Origin of the sequence: Pseudomonas sp. Irchel 3A7 (assembly GCF_900187565.1) — a bacterium.
Classification (GTDB): Bacteria; Pseudomonadota; Gammaproteobacteria; order Pseudomonadales; family Pseudomonadaceae; genus Aquipseudomonas.
On sequence record NZ_FYED01000004.1, the window covers coordinates 51,853 to 68,597 of the forward strand.

Sequence of the window (16,745 nt, forward strand, 5' to 3'; positions counted from 1 at the left end):
ATGGGAGCGTGCTTTTGATGAGTTGTTATTGAGAGTGCCTTGTTGATGTGTTAATGGCGGCAAGAATTATGGGCGAATTGAAAGGCTTGGATTTAGGTCGGTTGTTTGGTGATTTAGGTGGCATGCTTGCCGCCTTGGTCGGACTGTCATTTGTTTTCGGGTATGTTGGTTATAAGTCTTATTTAGATATTTTTGGTTTAGGATGGTATGCGTCAAGTCTAGGTACAACTGAGCACGCCATTAAAGCTGTTGAGTCGTTTTTGGTGTTAGCTCCATCTACTGTATCTGGTTATGTTGTTATTAAAGTGGCGAGTCAAAAAATAAACTTAAAAATATGTTTTTTTTCTGTTTGTGTTGTGGTGCTGAGTTGTGGTCTTTACATAGAGTGGTTGTATTTTAGTAAGCTCGGCAGCGGCTCGCTACAAGTTGCTGGCCTCGCAGTAAAAATACTGGGGTTTATGGCAATTGTTATTGGGAGTGCTGCTGGCATGTTACTTTACCTATTTGGAGTTGCGGTGAATCGAAAGTGGGGCGTTTTTTTGGTGTTGGTGATGTCTTTGTATTGCATATTTGTCCTTGTTCCCTATATGTCAGGTGTTTCGAAAGGTTTTATTGTTCAGTATTATAAGGGGGGTAAATTACCGTATGTATTGATTGGTGATGATAGGTGGGCGGTTTTGGACTACAAGGAAGGTCGTTCTTTATTGTTGCGATATACGTTAAATTCTTATCCTGAGGCTAGGCTAGAACCTATCGAGACATTAGTAATTAGGCGTGATGGAGGTTCTAAATTTTCATTTGAAAAACCTGAATCTAGTAATTTACATCGTTAAAAACTTTGTTTGAATTAGTTCATGGGCATTCAAAACCGACATGCCGAGTTCGCGGGCGATGTGCACTTCGAGGCGGGCGCCCTTTGAGCTTTCCCAGCCGGGCAGTACGGCGACCAAGCCACACAGGCTCAGGCGCGTCAGTTCGTAGGCCATGTAGTCGCCCCATTCGGCGTCAAGGACGACACCGTGCTCTGCTGGGTTTTCGACGATGTATCCGATGGCGCGCAGCTTGGAAGCCATCTTGTTGAAGGCGGGGAAGTTGAAGTCTTCGAAGCCAGTCATGGGGCCGGTAAGGTAAAGGCGGTGGGCGCGGTCGATCCAGCGAGTTACGCGTGATGTCGACTCCGGCGATAGCTCGTGCCAAGTATCGACCTCGAACTCAGCATTGCGCAGGCCGAGGTGTCTGCCGTCGGGCATCACCGCCGCGACGGCGCCGTGGCTGTTCGTCCATACCCGATGGATGCTGTCCTTCTTCACCACCGGGATGTCGCCTTTGATGTACGCGAGCCCAATGCCGGGCATAGGATCGGCGGTGACGGTCTTCAGCATCCGAACCGTGCGCGGCACTCGGTCGCCGAACGGATAACTGTTGCTGCGCTTATGCAGCGCCGGGCAGTCGATACGGTTTTCTGTGGGCATGGGGCGTCCTATGCCGGGTCATGCCCGGGCGGTGGATAAGTTGTGGCTGTTCGCGTGCAAAACGCGCTGCTCTATAGCCTGACGCCCAACCTCGGTTAGGTATTGGACGGACAGACACCGGAGCTTTGCTTAATGAAACGACTTGCTGGCTTGATTTATCTTTTCGCTGCTTTGATTCGATTGGTTGACGCACTCAGTCGAGCTGGCTGGGTTGGATCTGCTGGAGAATCCGCCGGCCGATCCATCGAACGACGGTGACTGCCTTGCTGTTCCCGATGGCCTTGTAACGCGGTCCGTCCGGGCATTCTTCGGCAGGCTTGTCGCGCCAGGGGATCAGCGTGTAGTCATCAGGCATCCCCTGGAGGCGTTCGCATTCGCGTGGGATGAGGCGGCGAACCGCCGTCCCTGACTGCACGGCCTGCACTTCGGCTCTCGCTTCTAGGGTGTATGCGTGTCCCTCTTGAACGCCAACGCCGTCTGGGCCGCTAAGCGGATTCGTGCGCAAGGCGCCAGCCTGTATGGCGTGAGTGACAATCGGCTGACCGCGTCCGGTACCGTCCTCGCTACCATCGAAGCCGTCGGCCTTCAGCGTGTGGGTGATGTCGCCTGTGATGCACACGGCGACCTGGCCGCCGGCGTTCGCGTGGCTTCCGGAGTGATTCATTGCACGCAGCGTTGGCGAGATTGTCCCAGCGTCTGCGCCGTGATCCTTGCAACTGAAGGCGAGCACAGCGTTTTCCTGCCCGTTGTTCCGGCCCAGGGCGAATGCGGTTGAGTCGCTGACGCCTGGGTCCTGCGTGCCGTGCACTACCAGCAGGCCCGATTCAGCGTCCATCGATCCTGAAAAGACCGACGACCAGATCCGCGACGAACTGGAAACGGAAAACCCTGGGCCCGACTTGGATGACGACGAGGTAATCCCGAATGGCCGCAAACCAAGCGATCCTTGATGCCACGATTCGGCACGCCGTTTTCCTCGAGCAACTGAAGTCGGGTGAAGTCGCCAAGTTCGGGCCATTCCTCAAGGAGATCGACCGCTCGATTCGTGAGCGGCTGACCCGTGCCGACCTGACGGATTACACCGTCGCTCGGCTGGAGCACCTGCTGAGCGAAGTTGACAGCCTGCTGTTGGGTATCTTCGACCGGTACAGCGAGAAGCTGAACCTCGACCTGGTGGATATCGCCGACTACGAGGCCGAGTTTGAAGCGACGAGCCTGACCCGGGCGGCCCCGGTGAGCGTGTCGTTTGATGCCGCGGTACCAGGTGCTGCTGCAATCAGGGCAGCCATCCTCACCAACCCGCTCAGCGTACGCGGTGCGGACGGCGGGAAGCTGCTCAAGTCTTTTATTGATGGCTTCACCACCACCGAACGGCAACGACTCACGGGTGCGATCCGGCAGGGCTTCTTCGAAGGCCAGACGAACTTCCAGATCATCAAGAACATTCGCGGTACCAAGGCGCTGAAGTACAACGACGGCATCCTGGCCACGACCAACCGGAACGCCGGCGCGATTGTTCGGACGGCGGTGCAGCACGTCGCCACCCAGGCGCGCATGGAGACGCTGAAAGAAAACTCCGATGTCGTGCAGTCAGTGGAGTGGGTCAGCACCCTAGATTCGAAGACGACCAGTCAGTGCCGGACGCTCGACAAGAGCCGGTTCAAACTGACCGAGGGGCCGCGACCGCCGATCCACATCAACTGTCGCTCGACGGTGGTGGCGGTGACTCGCTTCAGTGCGCTGTTCGCCAAGGACGCAACGCGGGCATCCATAGGCGAAGGCGGCGCACAGCAGGTGAGGGCAGACCTCAGCTACTACAACTGGCTCAAGCAGCAGCCGGCATCGTTTCAGGACAGGGCTATTGGCCCGGTGCGGGCGAAGCTGTTCCGTGAAGGCGGTCTGAGTATCGAGCGTTTCGCTGAGCTGCAGCTTGATCGTAATTTCGCACCGCTAACTCTTGCTCAAATGAAGGCAATTGAGCCCCTTGCGTTTGAACGCGCGGGGCTAACTCCTTAGCGGTAGGTCTCTTGGCTGTGCCAAAAATATGTGGGGATTGGATTCTGGACCGCAGGCTTGCCAACAAGGTAAGCGCGGCCCGCTTCCACATTGAAGTCAAGGGCATTCACGGGGCGGTAGAAATCAAATTTCCGCTTGGTTTTTGTGAAAATACCAGTTTTCACGAGGGCATCAACCACAGCCGTCGTAGCCTGCATCGTGTTGCGATAAGGCGAGTCCTTGGACAGGAAGAACCGGCGGATCAACGGATCCAGTCCACCGGAAAACTGGCTGTCGAAGCGCTCGAGGGCTTGGGTACGAGCGTTGACGGGCAAGCTGTCACGGTAAAGTTCAAAATTTTCCGCTCTGTCGTCGTCGGCTCCGAACGCCACCGTCGCTTGACGCAAGCAGTAGTCGACTAGGCGCACCAAGTCGATGTGTTCGCCATCAGCTTCAGGCAGTTCGATGTAGCGATCATCTTTCAAAAGGGGGGTTGGCAGTTTTTCTGCCATAGGGTGGTTGGTCATGAGAACCTCGTATTGGTGGTAAGGAAGGACAGCGAATGCGGGCCGTCCTTTCTCGTCATTGATGAATTGAACGTTGAAATCCTGGGTCATGTTTTTTCCTCTTTTTTCATATCCCAAATGAAATATATGAAATAAACGACGTGACCGCAACTGTTGTTTGATCAATTCCGCAGGCAGGGCCTGCACCAGTGTCTATGGGAGTCAACCGCAAGGTGATCCGTGAACGCGTCGTTGTTTCGTGATCGTTGACGGGGATTCCATGATGACGGGTCATGGGTTGAGGAAGACGCTCAGGCAATTGTTGACGAAGTAGATGACGACGTTGATTTTCTTGATCAGATAGATCAGGAGGAATGACCCGAAGGGTCTACATGTTTCGAATCAAGCCCTGGCAGCCGTCGGGGCTTTTTTATGCACGCGATTCACTCAGGCCTCGTCAATGACGGGGCTTTTTCATATCTGCGGGCAGGGCCTGCAAATCGTCTCTGGGAGACAAACAAATGGGCTTGAAGTATCAGCTGGACACTCTTGATGGTCTCGACGATTCCGTCAAAACGCTCTACGTCGAGAAGGGCGGCAAGTTCGTACTCGGCATCGAAGGTATGCCCCAGCCTGAGGATGTCTCTGGATTGAAGTCCAAGGTCCAGGAACTGTTGGATGAGAAGAAAGCCGCCGATAAGGCGCGCAAGGATGCCGAGGATCAGGCCAGGCTCGATCGCGAAGAAGCCGCTCGCAAGTCCGGTAACGTCGAAGAACTCGAAAAGTCCTGGTCCGAAAAATACGCTCGTCGCGAAGCTGAGCTGAGCGGCACGCTGGAGCAGGAGCGCGCAATGGCGCATGGGCAGATCCGGGATCTGACTGTCGGCCGTACTGCTACTGATATTGCATCTGCCCTGGCAATCCCAGGCAGCGCAAAAGCCCTGTTGCCGCACATTGAGCGCCGCTTGGGCGTCGAGCAGCGCGATGGGAAGCCTGTGGTGGTCGTGCTCGACCCTCAGGGGAAGCTCTCGGCGGCAACGCTGGATGAGCTGAAAGCGGAATTCGCAAACGACACGGCGTTCGCGCCATTGATCGCGGGTAGTAAGGCATCGGGCGGCGGGGCCAACGGTGCTGGGAATGGCGGCGGGGCCGCAAAAGGCAAGATCGGCGGCACCAAAGAGGAACGCACGGCTGCAATCGCAAGCCGGTTCCCAGACCTCCCTCAATCGTAAGGAAATAACTCATGTCCCTGTCTCAAATGCAGGTTTTTAGCGACTACATCATGGCGATGGTCGGCGCCACCGCGCAGAAGGCTGAGCAGGACAAGCGCCACTTGCTTGAGCAGAGGCTGACGGCCAGCGAGCAAACCCACTTCGAGAAACTGACCAATGCACAAAAAGACCAGGATCGCCTGCGCGATCGCCTTGCCACTTCTGATCTGCGGTTGTCAGTCCTCCTTGCAAGACTTTTGCAAAAACCGGATGTGCCTGGATAACAACTTGGCTCAACTGAAAACCAGTTCGATTTGATGTTGAACTGTCTGCACTGAATTGTATTCAGCCTGAGCACGTGACTAAGTGTTTCGTTGTTTTTAGAGTGGGTGGGCGATTGATGTGGGTGCGAAGTGGACGGTAATCAGGGCATCTTCGTGGATCGCATCTCATGTACTTCTACGATGGATGCTCTGACTCAGCCCTGTCTTGCGGCTTTTCAGGCGTAGAATGGGCAATGCCACCTATCAAAAGGAGTCGCGCATGATCTCCGACCAAATGAACAAACAGGCATCCGACAGTAAGGCAGTCTGGGATCAATACATCTGCTGACAGAAGAAGAGTTAATAGCGAACTGTCCGCGTTATGTGCCTCAGGCGTAGGTGTCGGTTCAGATGCGAGCAAGGAGTGCGTTAATAGCAATAAACGGCCTAGCATCCGTTGTTTTAAAGCGGGAATTCCTTTTCCGCGGGATTGGTCAGATTATATTGAGTCCTTGCGCGAGGTTGTACGTACCCGCTCTGATGATGTCAACAGGGTGCTGCCATTAATGCCTAATTACCCCGATGAATCATAAAGGGCTATTAGTTGTTGTAAATTTAGATTTGTCACTTAAAAACACCGGACTCGTTTAAATATTTGCTAACCAGCATTGCCCCTTGAGTTGTCAGGTGACCATAATCCCATGTCAATAGGTCGTCAGGCTTTCCGGGGACGTGTGTTAAGCAGCCTTTTTCCGAGCACAAATATTTTATTAATGAAATATAGCGGACTGGTTGAGTGCTAAGGAGGGTAGACATATCTTCGTCGCTGGATGAGGCGTAGGCGTCTGAGTCATTTACTATGCGATCAGCGATTGCGCCGCCATTTTTCCAATGATTGCTTTTCCAGTCGCTATATACCATAGCAGGAAGGGCGCTAGGCCAATGAGGCGCAGGACCAATAATCACAATATTCTGTATGCCTATAGCTCTTAATTGGCCTATGGTTTTTAATAGTCCTGTTTTTGCTTCCGATGGAGATGCCCAATCCTTCTGGTATTTATTCCAAACTGCAAATAGTACGACTGTTTCTGGTTGAGTGTTTTTTATCTTTGATAAAATACTTGCGTTGCTTTTTGCGCAAAGCTCATATGAGTAGTCTGGTACAGGAGGGCATGCATCTCTGGTGAATTGATAGAATTCGTACCTGCTGCCAAGTACTATTTTTAGGCCTGGGTAAAGCCTGCCTGCATGCGAGTCCCCCCAGATAAAGATAGAGTGTTTGCCTGATCGTTTTTGGGTGGGCGAACATTCGCGGCTATAATCATCGAATGGCTGTACGTAGCTAAGCCAGCACTTTGAGTATCTAGCGTCTGTTTTGTACTCGTAATTGAAGTTTGCAATATTTCTGATTTCATCCGGAAATCTGCTTTCGATTCCTTTAAGTGAATAAATTGCAAGTCCAAGAGCGCATATTGCAACAGAGGATGCGCTTAGAATTATAGCCTTCGTTGTCTGGCTGCCTCTGGTGCGCAATGGTTTTTCAATTAATAGATAGGTAAGCCATGCCAATGCAATGCTTGCAAATACCAGGGCGATTCTAATTTCATGAGTCGGCTCTACACGGCCAAGTATGCGAGCGAAGGCGAGAAGGGGCCAATGCCAAAGATACAGAGGAAAACTGATGAGCCCAACCCAAACGAAAATCCGATTGGACAGGACTACTCTGTTTAGCCAGGAGAATGGGCCTGCAGTGATGATAAGTGCAGCCCCAATTGTCGGTAGAAGAGCCCACCAACCTGGAAAGTGATTACTTTTCGTGGTCAAGGAAAATGCAGCTATCAGCAATGCAAATCCAATTGCGGACAGGATATTTCGAGCGGGTTGGCCACTCCAGTGTTGGGTGAGCGGCAATTTAAAAATGGTGACATAGGCGAGCAGTGAGCCTACTAAAAGCTCCCAAAATCGAGTATGCGGTGAGTAGAAAGTCCCAGTCGCGTCGGATTGCACATTCATGATGTTCAGAGCGAACGATAGTCCGCCAGTCACGACAATCAACATCAGAACGTTGATCTTTGATTTCCAAGCTGCCCAAACCATCAAGGGCCAAATCAAATAGAACTGCTCCTCGATTCCGAGCGACCACAGATGTAAGAGGATTTTTGTTTCGGTACTGCTATCAAAGTACCCAGATTCACGTAACAAAATAAAGTTTAAAATAAATGTTGATCCGCCAACAACATGTTTCCCAAGTTGCATGTATTCATCAGCAAGCAAGATCAGCCAGCCAAAAATCAAAACTACAGCAAGCACAAGTAAAAGCGTAGGGAAAATTCGATTGATGCGCCGAGTGTAGAATTTCATGAAGCTGAAGCTATTATTCTCAAGGCTGCCGAAAATTATGCTGGATATTAGGAATCCTGAAATGACGAAAAAAATATCAACACCGACAAAACCTCCCTGAAACAATGATGGAAATGCATGAAATACAACCACAGATAGGACGGCTATTGCCCTGAGCCCATCTATGTCTGGCCTGTACTTCGGGTGGCTTAATTGTTTGTCGCTCGCTAGAAGCGTCGATTCAGATAACGAGGTCATTGTTGTTAGCGAATCCGTCTGATTAATAACCCATTGTCGGGGCTGTGTATCCTACCAGCACAGCCAACCCATACCGCCTTCATGTGGTTATTTTTTGTCTGGAGAAAAGCAAGGACTGCAACTGATAACGAACGCGAATCCTCGTCCGCACGCTTTGGGGGGGGCGCGCGGGGTGAAACTTTGGCCGGCCAGATCGCCGTAGCCTGGAGCATCCACAACCGCGTGAACAACGGAAAAGGCCAGGCCGTGGTGAGGGGAGGGTACGCCGGTGTGTACCAGAAGCCGCGCCAGTTTAGCTGTTGGAACAAGAACGAGCCGAATTACGAATACCTGAGTGGCGCCACGCAGATCCCGTACTGCGAACAGGAAAGGCTCGGATCGCTGCTGGCCAGGTTATCGACGGAAAATAGCTAATCCCACCGGTGGCGCGGCGTTCTACTACACGTACATTGAGGCGCCTGTCTGGACTGTGGGGCGCAGCAGACGCTAAAGCTCGGCCACCACATCTTCCTTCATGGACGTACCGCGAGCGCAGCAGGCGGCGTGGTTCATGGGGAGCACGTGCGTGTGCTCAACAGCATTCCCGCCTCCATGTGTTTGCAAACAACCAAGGAGGCGGATAGCTGACAACGCTATCATCGCGCAATTAATTGCATGAGTCCGAATGTCGCTCCGCCTGCTATTACAGCGATGATTAGGCCTGAAAAAATAGATGACTTAATATCGTTAACATCTTTTGCTGTGGTGATTTGTAGAAGGGTTGAAAGCGCCTTTTGATCGATTGCATTTAACTTCTCACTTACCTCTTGAATTTTTTTACTTAATAGAGCTACTTGGCTGTCTAGATAGGCCCTGTCGTCTTTTGACGCGTCTGTCGCAGGCTTTTCGTCTTCAGGAAATAGATTGTCGACGAGGCGTTTAATTGCTGGCGAAGTCTTGTCTTTCAATCCTTCAATTTCTTGTTCCATCAATGGCCTCCTAAGGTTAAAAACCGTCTTGGTTGTGTCCTTCTTCCTTTTCAAGAGCCGAAGTGTAGTCACTATTTTCTGACTCAACCTTGAAATTGACGTGCGGCTGTTTTCAGCCCGCCATTGGCCCGCACACTCTGGGGTGAGGCGCGAGGCATTGCCTGGCCGGATTTATCCGCAACCCCCTCAAGCTGGGCGGGTATGACTTCTTTGTGCGCAAATTCGCCATGGCTTCATCCCGCTGCTGGACGGCTTCGGCGTGCATCTCGACCAGCTTGATGATGTTCTGCCGGGCCTGGCGCAACTGCGGGGTCAGTTCCTCAATTTCGTTCTCAAGCATCCGGAGCTGGTGCGGGCAGGTTTCAAGCGGCGTCGGGCAACCGAGCCCATCGCTGATGTCTTCGATTTCGTACGGGTCTACGGCCAGGCCATACAGAAATCTGGATATGTGGTTTTCGCGATTTGCGCTGCTGGGCGGTCTAGAAGGGCTCACCGAAAGGTGAACCCTTTTTTGTTGTCTGGGATTTGCAAAATTTTTGCAAAACCGGATGTGCCTGGATAACAACTTGGCTCAAATGAAAACCAGTTCGATTTGATATTGAACTGTCAGCACCGAATTGCATCCAACCTGAACACGTGACCAAGTGTTTCGTCGTTTTTAGAGTGGGAGAGCGATTGATGGGGACGCGAACGATGATCAAGTTCTTTGCGGCTTACCTGTCCATTTGCCTCCTGCTTCAGTGGACGGTAGTCAAGGCATCTTCGTGGATCGCATCTCATGTGCTTCTACGATGGATGCTCTGACGTAGCCCTGTCTTGCGGCTTTTCAGGCGTAGAATGGGCAATGCCACCTCATCAAAAGGAGTCGCACATGATCTCCGACCAAATGAACAAACAGGCATCCGACAGTAAGGCAGTCTGGGATCAATACTTCTGCGCTGCGTTGATTGCCGAAAGCAATCTGACGGCACCCGTTGTAGGCGGCGCTACTCATGAAGACAGGCAGAATCTGTTGATCGAGAGGGCCAAAACCCTCGCCGACAAAATGATGGAAAACCGAAAATAACCAGAGCCCAGCCATCGCGCTGGGCTCTTCGCATCTGCCACTTCTCGCCGCGTCTTGATGAATCAGGCAATCAGCTCGACTTTTCCGGTTGCCAGGCGATAAATGCCCCCGACTATTTTCAACGTGCCCTTGCCGAGCGCGTCGGTCAGTAGAGGTGTGGCTTTCTTGAGGCGCTCGACCGAGTTTTTGACATTTTGCACGGTGGCGTTTTCCACCAGGTCCCCGGGCTGGTTGATCACGGTTTCGATGGACGGTTTGAGTGCGTCCGTCAGTTTCGGGATCTGCCCGGGGAACACCGTGTGATCCTTGACGGCCTTTATGCCAGCCTCGATGGCGCCACAGCTTTCATGCCCCAAGACCAGAATCAATGGCGCGCCCAGCACGGCAACACCATATTCAAGACTTGCCAGGCCTTCATCCGTGACGAAGTTGCCCGCCACGCGGATGGCGAATAGATCACCCCGTGCGGTATCGAACGCGTATTCGGGTGCGATGCGCGAGTCGGAGCAACTCAGTACGGCCACGAACGGGTTTTGGCCGGAGACCAGGGCTTCGCGTTCGTCCTTGAAATCGTGCGTCTCTGAGTTACCGCTGACATACCGTTCATTTCCCTTCATCAGCCTTTCCAGGGCCTCATCCGGATTGATCACGTTTTTTGGTTTGGGCGGTGCGGCGGTTTTTTCGGCTGCTTGAATGATTCTGCCGGGCAGTGCACCGGCGAGTAGCAAGGCGCCCGTTCCTAGCCCCGCCAGCCGCAGAAAGCGACGACGTTCATTGATTGTTGAGGCGGATTTTGTATCACATGATTCACACATGATGTTGTGTACTCAGGTCGATTCGTTGGGAATAGATACTGTGCTGCAGTGCTTGCACGAACATGTGGCACTGGAGAGTTGGAGTCTAGTCGCCCGCTGTAACGCTATGTTTTTAGCGAGTAGTACGAGTGCAATCCGTCGATCCATGGACTACTACTGACAGGTTGATTCAACTTCGTCCTGACGGGAGTTCCTCGATGCTGATTCACTGGTTTCTGGCGGCGGCACATCTTTTGGCGCTTGCGCTGGGGTTTTGGGCGGTTCTGGTTCGCGGTACGAATTTTCGGCGTTTGGCAATCGGCGCGGGGGAGGCTCGCAGTGTGTTGATCGCGGACAACCTTTGGGGGATATCTGCGCTCATTCTGTTGATTACCGGTGGGATGCGAGCCTTCGGTGGGTACGAAAAGGGCACGGATTACTACCTGCACCAACCGTTATTCCACCTCAAGATGACACTGTTCGTGCTTATCCTGCTGCTGGAAGTGGCGCCGATGGTGACGTTGATCAAATGGCGGGTGGCGCTGGCGCGTGGCGCGGCAATCGATACCGAGCGCGCGACACTGTTTGCGCGGATCAGTCATGTTGAGGCGTTGCTGGTGCTGCTGATGGTGATAGCGGCCACTGGCATGGCGCGCGGCGTGACGTTTGGTTGAGAGCGGGGGGCGGCGGGGCGGCACTTGAATCTTTAGCCAGCCGTCGTTCCGGGGCGAACGGGCTGGCTACTGACTGCATCAGGATTCAGGGGGTCTGTGGCTTGTCCGGGGCGGTCAGGCCGGCCTGAATGCGCTGATAAATCTCTTCGCGATGCACCGCAACATCTTTCGGGGCATTGATGCCGATTCTGACTTGCTGGCCGCTTACGCCCAGGATGGTGATCGTAATGTCATCACCAATGTTTATGCTTTCACCGACTTTGCGGGTGAGTATCAGCATGGTCTTCTCCTTGATTGCTTTATGGGGCACCTGATTCGGACAGTGCAGAGGTCGGTGGTATGTATAGATTAGTGCGAAGTCTCACGGTTTGGGTGCCTCTTTCTGACGCGCAGATACAGCATTAATTCCCAAGGCGTAACTATACAGAGGCCGCAACCATCATTCTCGTTGTTTTGTGCCCATTTTGCGGCACTCGAGAAGTATTCATGAGTGTTAAAATCCTCGCTTTAAGCCTTCAGAGGGAAACGCTGTGCGCAAAATGGTCTTGGTAATGGCGGTACTGGCGCTGGCGGGATGCGGTGAAGGCAAACGTGTTGATACGCCCAAGCCTGCCCCGGCAACGGCCGTCGTGCCGGCGCAGGCATCGGTGCCGCAATGGGATCTGGAAGTGCGGGGTGCAACACCCCAGGCCGTCAGTGACCTCAGCGGCTGGTTGATCGAGCACAATTTCATGTCCAATGTCGTCCGGGAAAACGGCAAGGTGCGAGTGTTGATGGGGCCGTTTAATTCGAAGGCCGAAGCCGAGGCCAAACAGGCCCAGGTGAGTGCCGCCATCACCAAGGCGAAGAAGCAGAACATCGAGGTGCTGGTGCTGGAGCGTCCGGTCGCTCAGTGAGTCCAGGCCAATATCGGATCAGGCACTGCGACATGCCCGGCCGGCATTACAACAAGGTCGGCGGCTGAAAACACAAAGGCCTCGGGGGAATGAACCCGAGGCCTTTTGTGTTTTCAGCGTGCATTCAACCGCAGGTTTTCATGTCGACCGGACCGACAAATTCGTTGCCGCGTCCCATGACGCAAGCCACGCTCTGGTTGCGTTGACGCTCCCAGGCCTGGACCGGATAGGTTTTGTCCCAGGCTTCATACAGTTGCCGATCCTGTTTCGACAGGCGCAAACCGTACTGCTTGCTCATGTAGAAGTAAGTCCTGGCGATCATGCCGCGAATGGACGGGCGCGGCATGACTTTCTTCGCCTTGAAGTCGACCTGTGTCAGGCACGAACCGTATTGACCCGATTGCTCCGGCAGCCAGCCAAAACTGAAATTGCTGCGATCCCCATTCACCTCACCGATGCTGGGTACAAGGTTATGCAGGTCGGCCTCGGCTTTCTGGTAGGCGGGATCGTAGCGCGTGCAGTTCTTGCGTCCGCCTTCCTGCCAACACTGGCGCTGATGGCCAATCTGCCAGGCCGGAACAATGTGCTCCCATTCGATGCGGGCCGCGCGCTTGGCATTCTTGCGCGGCACATAGCCGCAAGCCGCGAGGTTCACCCGGTTGCCGGTGTATTTGCAGCCGCAATAAAACTCGGTGGATTGTGGTGCGTACAGCTTCCAGGCCACTTTCTTGGCTTCGTTGAAGGTGCGTGGCGCGTCGGCCTGGGCACCCGTGGCGAACAACAGAAACAGCAAAGCAAAACAACGGACACTCATTAACTCAGTCTTCCTTCGGCACAACCCAGAAAATCTGCACACCACCATCGTCGCGATAGGCGAGGGTGACGTTGTCGTTCTCGTCGATCTCTTCCAGCAGGCGCTCCCACTCATCCACGGGCTCGTCCGGAAGACGAAAAATCAGGGCTGCCTTGGCTTTTTGAGCGGTGGGGGAGTTGATGATTTTCTGAACGCGCAGGCCCATGCGGACATAGGCGTCAGGTGAGGCGGAGGTGGTGTCCACGGGATTATCCTTATTAAGCTGTACGTGCATACAGTATTTAACTGTAGGCAATTTCGCAACTGCTTAAAAATCAAGAGAATCCTCTGACAGCGGCTTTTTCAATTTGGTGTAGGACGAAAGGAGTATTTTTGTCAGGCGGGGGTTGGGAGCCACTCGCCAAGGCTGGCGAGTGGTGAAAACAGTGCCCGACCGGAATCGCTCGGGCGAAGGTGAATCAGTATTCCCAGAACATCCGTTGCAGTTCTTTGCTGTCGTTGGTCTTGGTCAGGGCGACCATGGCCAGGATGCGTGCTTTTTGCGGATTCAGGTCGTGCGCCACGACCCAGTCGTATTTGTCGTCAGGCTGTTCGGCGTTGCGCAGTACGAAGCCACCGGCGTTGACGTGGGAAGAGCGAATGATCTGCACGCCGTCCTTGCGCAGGGCTTGCAGGCTTGGAACGACCCGCGAAGACACCGAGCCATTACCGGTGCCGGCGTGGATGATGGCTTTGGCACCCGACTGAGCCAGCGCCTTGTAGGCGGTGTCGCTGACGTTGCCGTAGGAGTAGGCGATTTCTACGTCCGGCAGGCTCTTGATGGTCTTGATGTCGAATTCAGAATCCATGGTGTGGCGCTTGGCCGGCAGGCGGAACCAGTAAGACTTGCCTTCAACCACCATCCCGAGCGGGCCCCAGGCACTTTTAAACGCCTCGGTCTTGATGTTGATCATTTTGCTGACATCGCGACCCGACTGGATTTCATCGTTCATGGTCACCAGTACGCCTTTGCCTCGCGCCTCTTTGCTGCTGGCCACGGCCACGGCGTTGTACAGGTTCAGCATGCCATCGGCCGACATCGCGGTGCCCGGACGCATGGAGCCGACGACGATGATCGGCTTGTCGGTTTTTTCCACCAGGTTCAAGAAGTAGGCGGTTTCTTCCAGGGTGTCGGTGCCGTGGGTAATCACGATGCCGTCGACGTCTTCGCTATCGGCCAGTTCGGCCACGCGGCGACCCAGTTGCAGCAGGTTGTCGTTGGTGATGCTCTCGGACGCGATCTGCATGACCTGTTCGCCGCGAACGTTGGCCAGTTGGCTCAGTTCGGGAACGCCGGCGATCAACTTGTCGACGCCGACTTTCGCTGCCTGGTAGGTGGCACTGTTGGCCGCGCTGGCACCGGCGCCGGCGATGGTGCCGCCGGTGGCCAGAATCACCACGTTCGCCAGTTTCTGTTGGGTTTTGACTTCTTTTGCCTGAAGGGCGGTGGGCAGGAGCAGCAGGAGGGCCAAGGCGCCCGGCACAAAAGTTTTCAAAGCAGATGTCATTATTTTTCTCTCTAGTAGTGACGGTGCTGATGCAGGTTCATCTAGATGCGCCCCAGGCGAATCTGAACGCTTGGGGTGCTGGACAGGAGCAGGATCTGTACCAGTCATGTTTTGCGTTGATAAAAACGTTTAACTTGATGATTTGTTTGGATATTTAAACAAATTGCGCGCTGTGGCCTGGCTTTGAGGTGTCCGGGTTACCGACTATCGGCCACTTTTGCGTTCGGCTCACCGAAAGCCGGATCCTGATTCAGGTCTAAAGAAACCCGTGCGCAGGTCGATCTCCCTCCTGAGGAATCTTTTATTCAGGGAGTTCACATGTCGTTGACTGTCGGTTTTCCAAGTGCATCCGTGATCAACATCGGCGGTAAGTCGCCGGCAACCGTCGAGGCGTTGAATGACGCAGCGACCGAAACCACCGAGCAGCGGCTGGGACTGGAGGAGGGCGAGAAAAAAGCAGTCAGCCTCGGTGACGTTCGCGGTTCCGAAACCGAAAGCGGTGGCAGCCAAAGCATCGCGGTGAAGATGCTGCTCAAGCGCATGCAGGAACTGCAACAACAACTGCGCGAACAGCAACAGCAATTGGCGGCCACGCAAGCCGCGGAATTCCCCACACCGGAAGCCAAGGCAACAGCGGTGATGGCGATCCAGAGCCAGATTGCCAACACCTCGGCGGCGCTGTCGCAAGTGGCCGCGGCCCTGGCGAAGGAGTTGACCAAGGCTGCCAGCACGGGAAGCGTGATCAGTACGACGGCATGATAAAAACAGTCAGTTTTTTCTGTCGGGCGACCCAGCAAAGGGCGCTACCGGTCGTTGACAAATTTTGACAAGGTTCGCATAGTTCGATCTACGCAAACGTTTGCGCGGCGCTAACGGTGGATAAAACCATCGATGAGCGTCACGCGCTTACACCAGCGCAAGCGTTGCTCACAATAATCATAAGATCGGAGTGAACCCATGAAGCTGCCATTCGCCGGACGCCTTCTTGCTGTCGCTATGCTGGCTGCCGCATCCGCCGCGCTGCCTGTCTCTTCGGCATTCGCCGAATCCCCGGAAAAACCTAAAGTCGCGCTGGTCATGAAATCCCTGGCCAACGAATTCTTCCTGACCATGGAAGATGGCGCCAAGGCCTACCAGAAAGACCACTCCGGCGAATTCGAGCTGATTTCCAACGGCATCAAGGACGAAACGGACACAGCCAACCAGATCCGCATCGTCGAGCAGATGATCGTGTCCAAAGTCGATGCGCTGGTCATCGCACCGGCCGACTCCAAGGCCATGGTGCCGGTGATCAAGAAGGCGGTCGATGCCGGTATCACTGTGATCAACATCGACAATCAGCTTGATCCGGCGGTGGTCAAGAGCAAAAACATCAGCGTTCCCTTCGTAGGCCCCGATAACCGCAAGGGCGCGCGCCTGGTAGGCGAGTACCTGGCCAAGCAGCTCAAGGCCGGTGACGAAGTCGGCATCATCGAAGGTGTGTCCACCACCACCAACGCCCAGGCCCGTACCGCGGGTTTCAAGGATGCGATGGAGGCCGCGCAGATCAAGGTGGTGTCGGTACAGTCCGGTGACTGGGAGATCAACAAGGGCAACCAGGTTGCCTCCGCCATGCTCAGCGAATACCCGCAAATCAAGGCCCTGCTAGCCGGTAACGACAGCATGGCGGTCGGTGTCGTGTCTGCCGTGCGCGCCGCCGGCAAGGCCGGCAAGGTGCAAGTAGTCGGCTACGACAACATCAACGCCATCAAACCGATGCTCAAGGACGGCCGCGTGCTGGCCACTGCCGACCAGTTTGCCGCCAAGCAAGCGGTATTCGGTATCGAAACCGCGTTGAAGATCATCAAGGGCGAGAAAGTCGACAGCGCCAACGGCGTGATCGAGACCCCGGTAGAGCTGGTTACCAAGTAGTCCTCTGGCGACACAACGGTGCTCGCCCGT

General features: G+C 54.3%; 19 protein-coding genes and 2 pseudogenes. 11 read left to right on the forward strand and 10 right to left on the reverse strand.

The annotated features are described in order from the left end of the window. The first annotated feature begins 68 nt into the window (after nucleotides 1-68). Entirely contained in the window at nucleotides 69-833 is a 765-nt protein-coding gene (locus CKW21_RS30485; RefSeq protein WP_141232913.1) for a hypothetical protein, read from the forward strand. On the opposite strand, the gene CKW21_RS07390 is transcribed toward CKW21_RS30485, so the two are convergent. Together CKW21_RS07390 and CKW21_RS07395 are read right to left on the reverse strand one after the other, a co-directional pair. Further along, nucleotides 822-1,472, reverse strand: a complete 651-nt coding sequence (locus tag CKW21_RS07390) for a DUF4406 domain-containing protein (RefSeq protein ID WP_095193333.1) — start codon at nucleotides 1,470-1,472, stop codon at nucleotides 822-824. The genes CKW21_RS30485 and CKW21_RS07390 overlap by 12 nt on opposite strands. 193 nt (nucleotides 1,473-1,665) lie before the next feature. Further along, nucleotides 1,666-2,304 (reverse strand): annotated as a pseudogene (locus CKW21_RS07395) (DNA cytosine methyltransferase); the annotation flags it as partial. 92 nt (nucleotides 2,305-2,396) lie between these two features. Between CKW21_RS07395 and CKW21_RS07400 the strand changes: the two are divergent. Then, nucleotides 2,397-3,488, forward strand: coding sequence for a minor capsid protein (locus tag CKW21_RS07400; protein WP_095193334.1), 1,092 nt, complete (start codon nucleotides 2,397-2,399; stop codon nucleotides 3,486-3,488). Here the strand turns inward: CKW21_RS07400 and CKW21_RS07405 are convergent. Beyond that, nucleotides 3,485-4,084: a hypothetical protein gene (locus CKW21_RS07405; RefSeq protein WP_095193335.1), complete on the reverse strand. Its 600-nt coding sequence runs from the start codon at nucleotides 4,082-4,084 to the stop codon at nucleotides 3,485-3,487. The two genes, CKW21_RS07400 and CKW21_RS07405, sit on opposite strands and share 4 nt — an antisense overlap. A gap of 410 nt (nucleotides 4,085-4,494) precedes the next feature. Here CKW21_RS07405 and CKW21_RS07410 point away from each other — a divergent pair, with 410 nt between their 5' ends. Together CKW21_RS07410 and CKW21_RS07415 are read left to right on the forward strand one after the other, a co-directional pair. Further along, on the forward strand, nucleotides 4,495-5,205 hold the full coding sequence (locus tag CKW21_RS07410; protein WP_095193336.1) for a hypothetical protein: 711 nt from the start codon (nucleotides 4,495-4,497) through the stop codon (nucleotides 5,203-5,205). Between the two features lie 62 nt (nucleotides 5,206-5,267). Further along, nucleotides 5,268-5,432, forward strand: a pseudogene (locus CKW21_RS07415) (lysis protein); the annotation flags it as partial. A gap of 639 nt (nucleotides 5,433-6,071) precedes the next feature. Here CKW21_RS07415 and CKW21_RS07420 read toward each other — a convergent pair. Then, nucleotides 6,072-8,045 carry an acyltransferase family protein gene (locus CKW21_RS07420; protein WP_095193337.1) on the reverse strand — a complete coding sequence of 658 codons (1,974 nt, stop codon included), beginning with the start codon at nucleotides 8,043-8,045 and terminating at the stop codon, nucleotides 6,072-6,074. Between the two features lie 180 nt (nucleotides 8,046-8,225). Here CKW21_RS07420 and CKW21_RS31725 point away from each other — a divergent pair, with 180 nt between their 5' ends. After that, nucleotides 8,226-8,459: a cell wall hydrolase gene (locus CKW21_RS31725; protein ID WP_256590147.1), complete on the forward strand. Its 234-nt coding sequence runs from the start codon at nucleotides 8,226-8,228 to the stop codon at nucleotides 8,457-8,459. A gap of 221 nt (nucleotides 8,460-8,680) precedes the next feature. Here the strand turns inward: CKW21_RS31725 and CKW21_RS07430 are convergent, their stop codons facing one another. Further along, on the reverse strand, nucleotides 8,681-9,013 hold the full coding sequence (locus tag CKW21_RS07430) for a hypothetical protein (protein WP_095193338.1): 333 nt from the start codon (nucleotides 9,011-9,013) through the stop codon (nucleotides 8,681-8,683). A gap of 259 nt (nucleotides 9,014-9,272) precedes the next feature. On the opposite strand from CKW21_RS07430, the gene CKW21_RS30490 reads away from it, so the two are divergent. Further along, nucleotides 9,273-9,575, forward strand: a complete 303-nt coding sequence (locus CKW21_RS30490; protein ID WP_141232915.1) for a hypothetical protein — start codon at nucleotides 9,273-9,275, stop codon at nucleotides 9,573-9,575. Between the two features lie 309 nt (nucleotides 9,576-9,884). Continuing rightward, nucleotides 9,885-10,079: a hypothetical protein gene (locus tag CKW21_RS07440; protein WP_095193340.1), complete on the forward strand. Its 195-nt coding sequence runs from the start codon at nucleotides 9,885-9,887 to the stop codon at nucleotides 10,077-10,079. Nucleotides 10,080-10,141: 62 nt separating this feature from the next. Here CKW21_RS07440 and CKW21_RS07445 read toward each other — a convergent pair whose 3' ends face one another. Then, nucleotides 10,142-10,894 carry a carbonic anhydrase gene (locus CKW21_RS07445; RefSeq protein ID WP_095193341.1) on the reverse strand — a complete coding sequence of 251 codons (753 nt, stop codon included), beginning with the start codon at nucleotides 10,892-10,894 and terminating at the stop codon, nucleotides 10,142-10,144. 197 nt (nucleotides 10,895-11,091) lie between these two features. Between CKW21_RS07445 and CKW21_RS07450 the strand changes: the two genes are divergently transcribed. Then, a complete protein-coding gene (locus CKW21_RS07450) occupies nucleotides 11,092-11,547 on the forward strand; it encodes a DUF2214 family protein (protein ID WP_095193342.1) in 456 nt (151 codons plus the stop codon). 85 nt (nucleotides 11,548-11,632) lie between these two features. Here CKW21_RS07450 and csrA read toward each other — a convergent pair whose 3' ends face one another. Beyond that, a complete protein-coding gene (gene csrA / locus CKW21_RS07455; RefSeq protein ID WP_007938114.1) occupies nucleotides 11,633-11,827 on the reverse strand; it encodes a carbon storage regulator CsrA in 195 nt (64 codons plus the stop codon). 250 nt (nucleotides 11,828-12,077) lie between these two features. Between csrA and CKW21_RS07460 the strand changes: the two genes are divergently transcribed. Beyond that, nucleotides 12,078-12,443, forward strand: a complete 366-nt coding sequence (locus CKW21_RS07460; protein WP_095193343.1) for an SPOR domain-containing protein — start codon at nucleotides 12,078-12,080, stop codon at nucleotides 12,441-12,443. A 124-nt stretch (nucleotides 12,444-12,567) separates the two neighbouring features. On the opposite strand, the gene CKW21_RS07465 is transcribed toward CKW21_RS07460, so the two are convergent. The 3 genes from CKW21_RS07465 to CKW21_RS07475 form a co-directional block, all read right to left on the reverse strand. After that, complete coding sequence (locus CKW21_RS07465; RefSeq protein WP_095193344.1) at nucleotides 12,568-13,257, reverse strand: endonuclease; 690 nt, start codon at nucleotides 13,255-13,257, stop codon at nucleotides 12,568-12,570. A gap of 4 nt (nucleotides 13,258-13,261) precedes the next feature. Beyond that, nucleotides 13,262-13,531 carry a DUF1654 domain-containing protein gene (locus tag CKW21_RS07470; protein ID WP_170948642.1) on the reverse strand — a complete coding sequence of 90 codons (270 nt, stop codon included), beginning with the start codon at nucleotides 13,529-13,531 and terminating at the stop codon, nucleotides 13,262-13,264. A gap of 184 nt (nucleotides 13,532-13,715) precedes the next feature. Then, a complete protein-coding gene (locus CKW21_RS07475) occupies nucleotides 13,716-14,804 on the reverse strand; it encodes an asparaginase (RefSeq protein ID WP_095193346.1) in 1,089 nt (362 codons plus the stop codon). Between the two features lie 318 nt (nucleotides 14,805-15,122). Between CKW21_RS07475 and CKW21_RS07480 the strand changes: the two genes are divergently transcribed. Both CKW21_RS07480 and CKW21_RS07485 read left to right on the forward strand, forming a co-directional pair. Next, entirely contained in the window at nucleotides 15,123-15,563 is a 441-nt protein-coding gene (locus tag CKW21_RS07480) for a hypothetical protein (RefSeq protein WP_095193347.1), read from the forward strand. A gap of 198 nt (nucleotides 15,564-15,761) precedes the next feature. Beyond that, a complete protein-coding gene (locus tag CKW21_RS07485; RefSeq protein ID WP_095193348.1) occupies nucleotides 15,762-16,715 on the forward strand; it encodes a sugar ABC transporter substrate-binding protein in 954 nt (317 codons plus the stop codon). Nucleotides 16,716-16,745 lie beyond the last annotated feature (30 nt).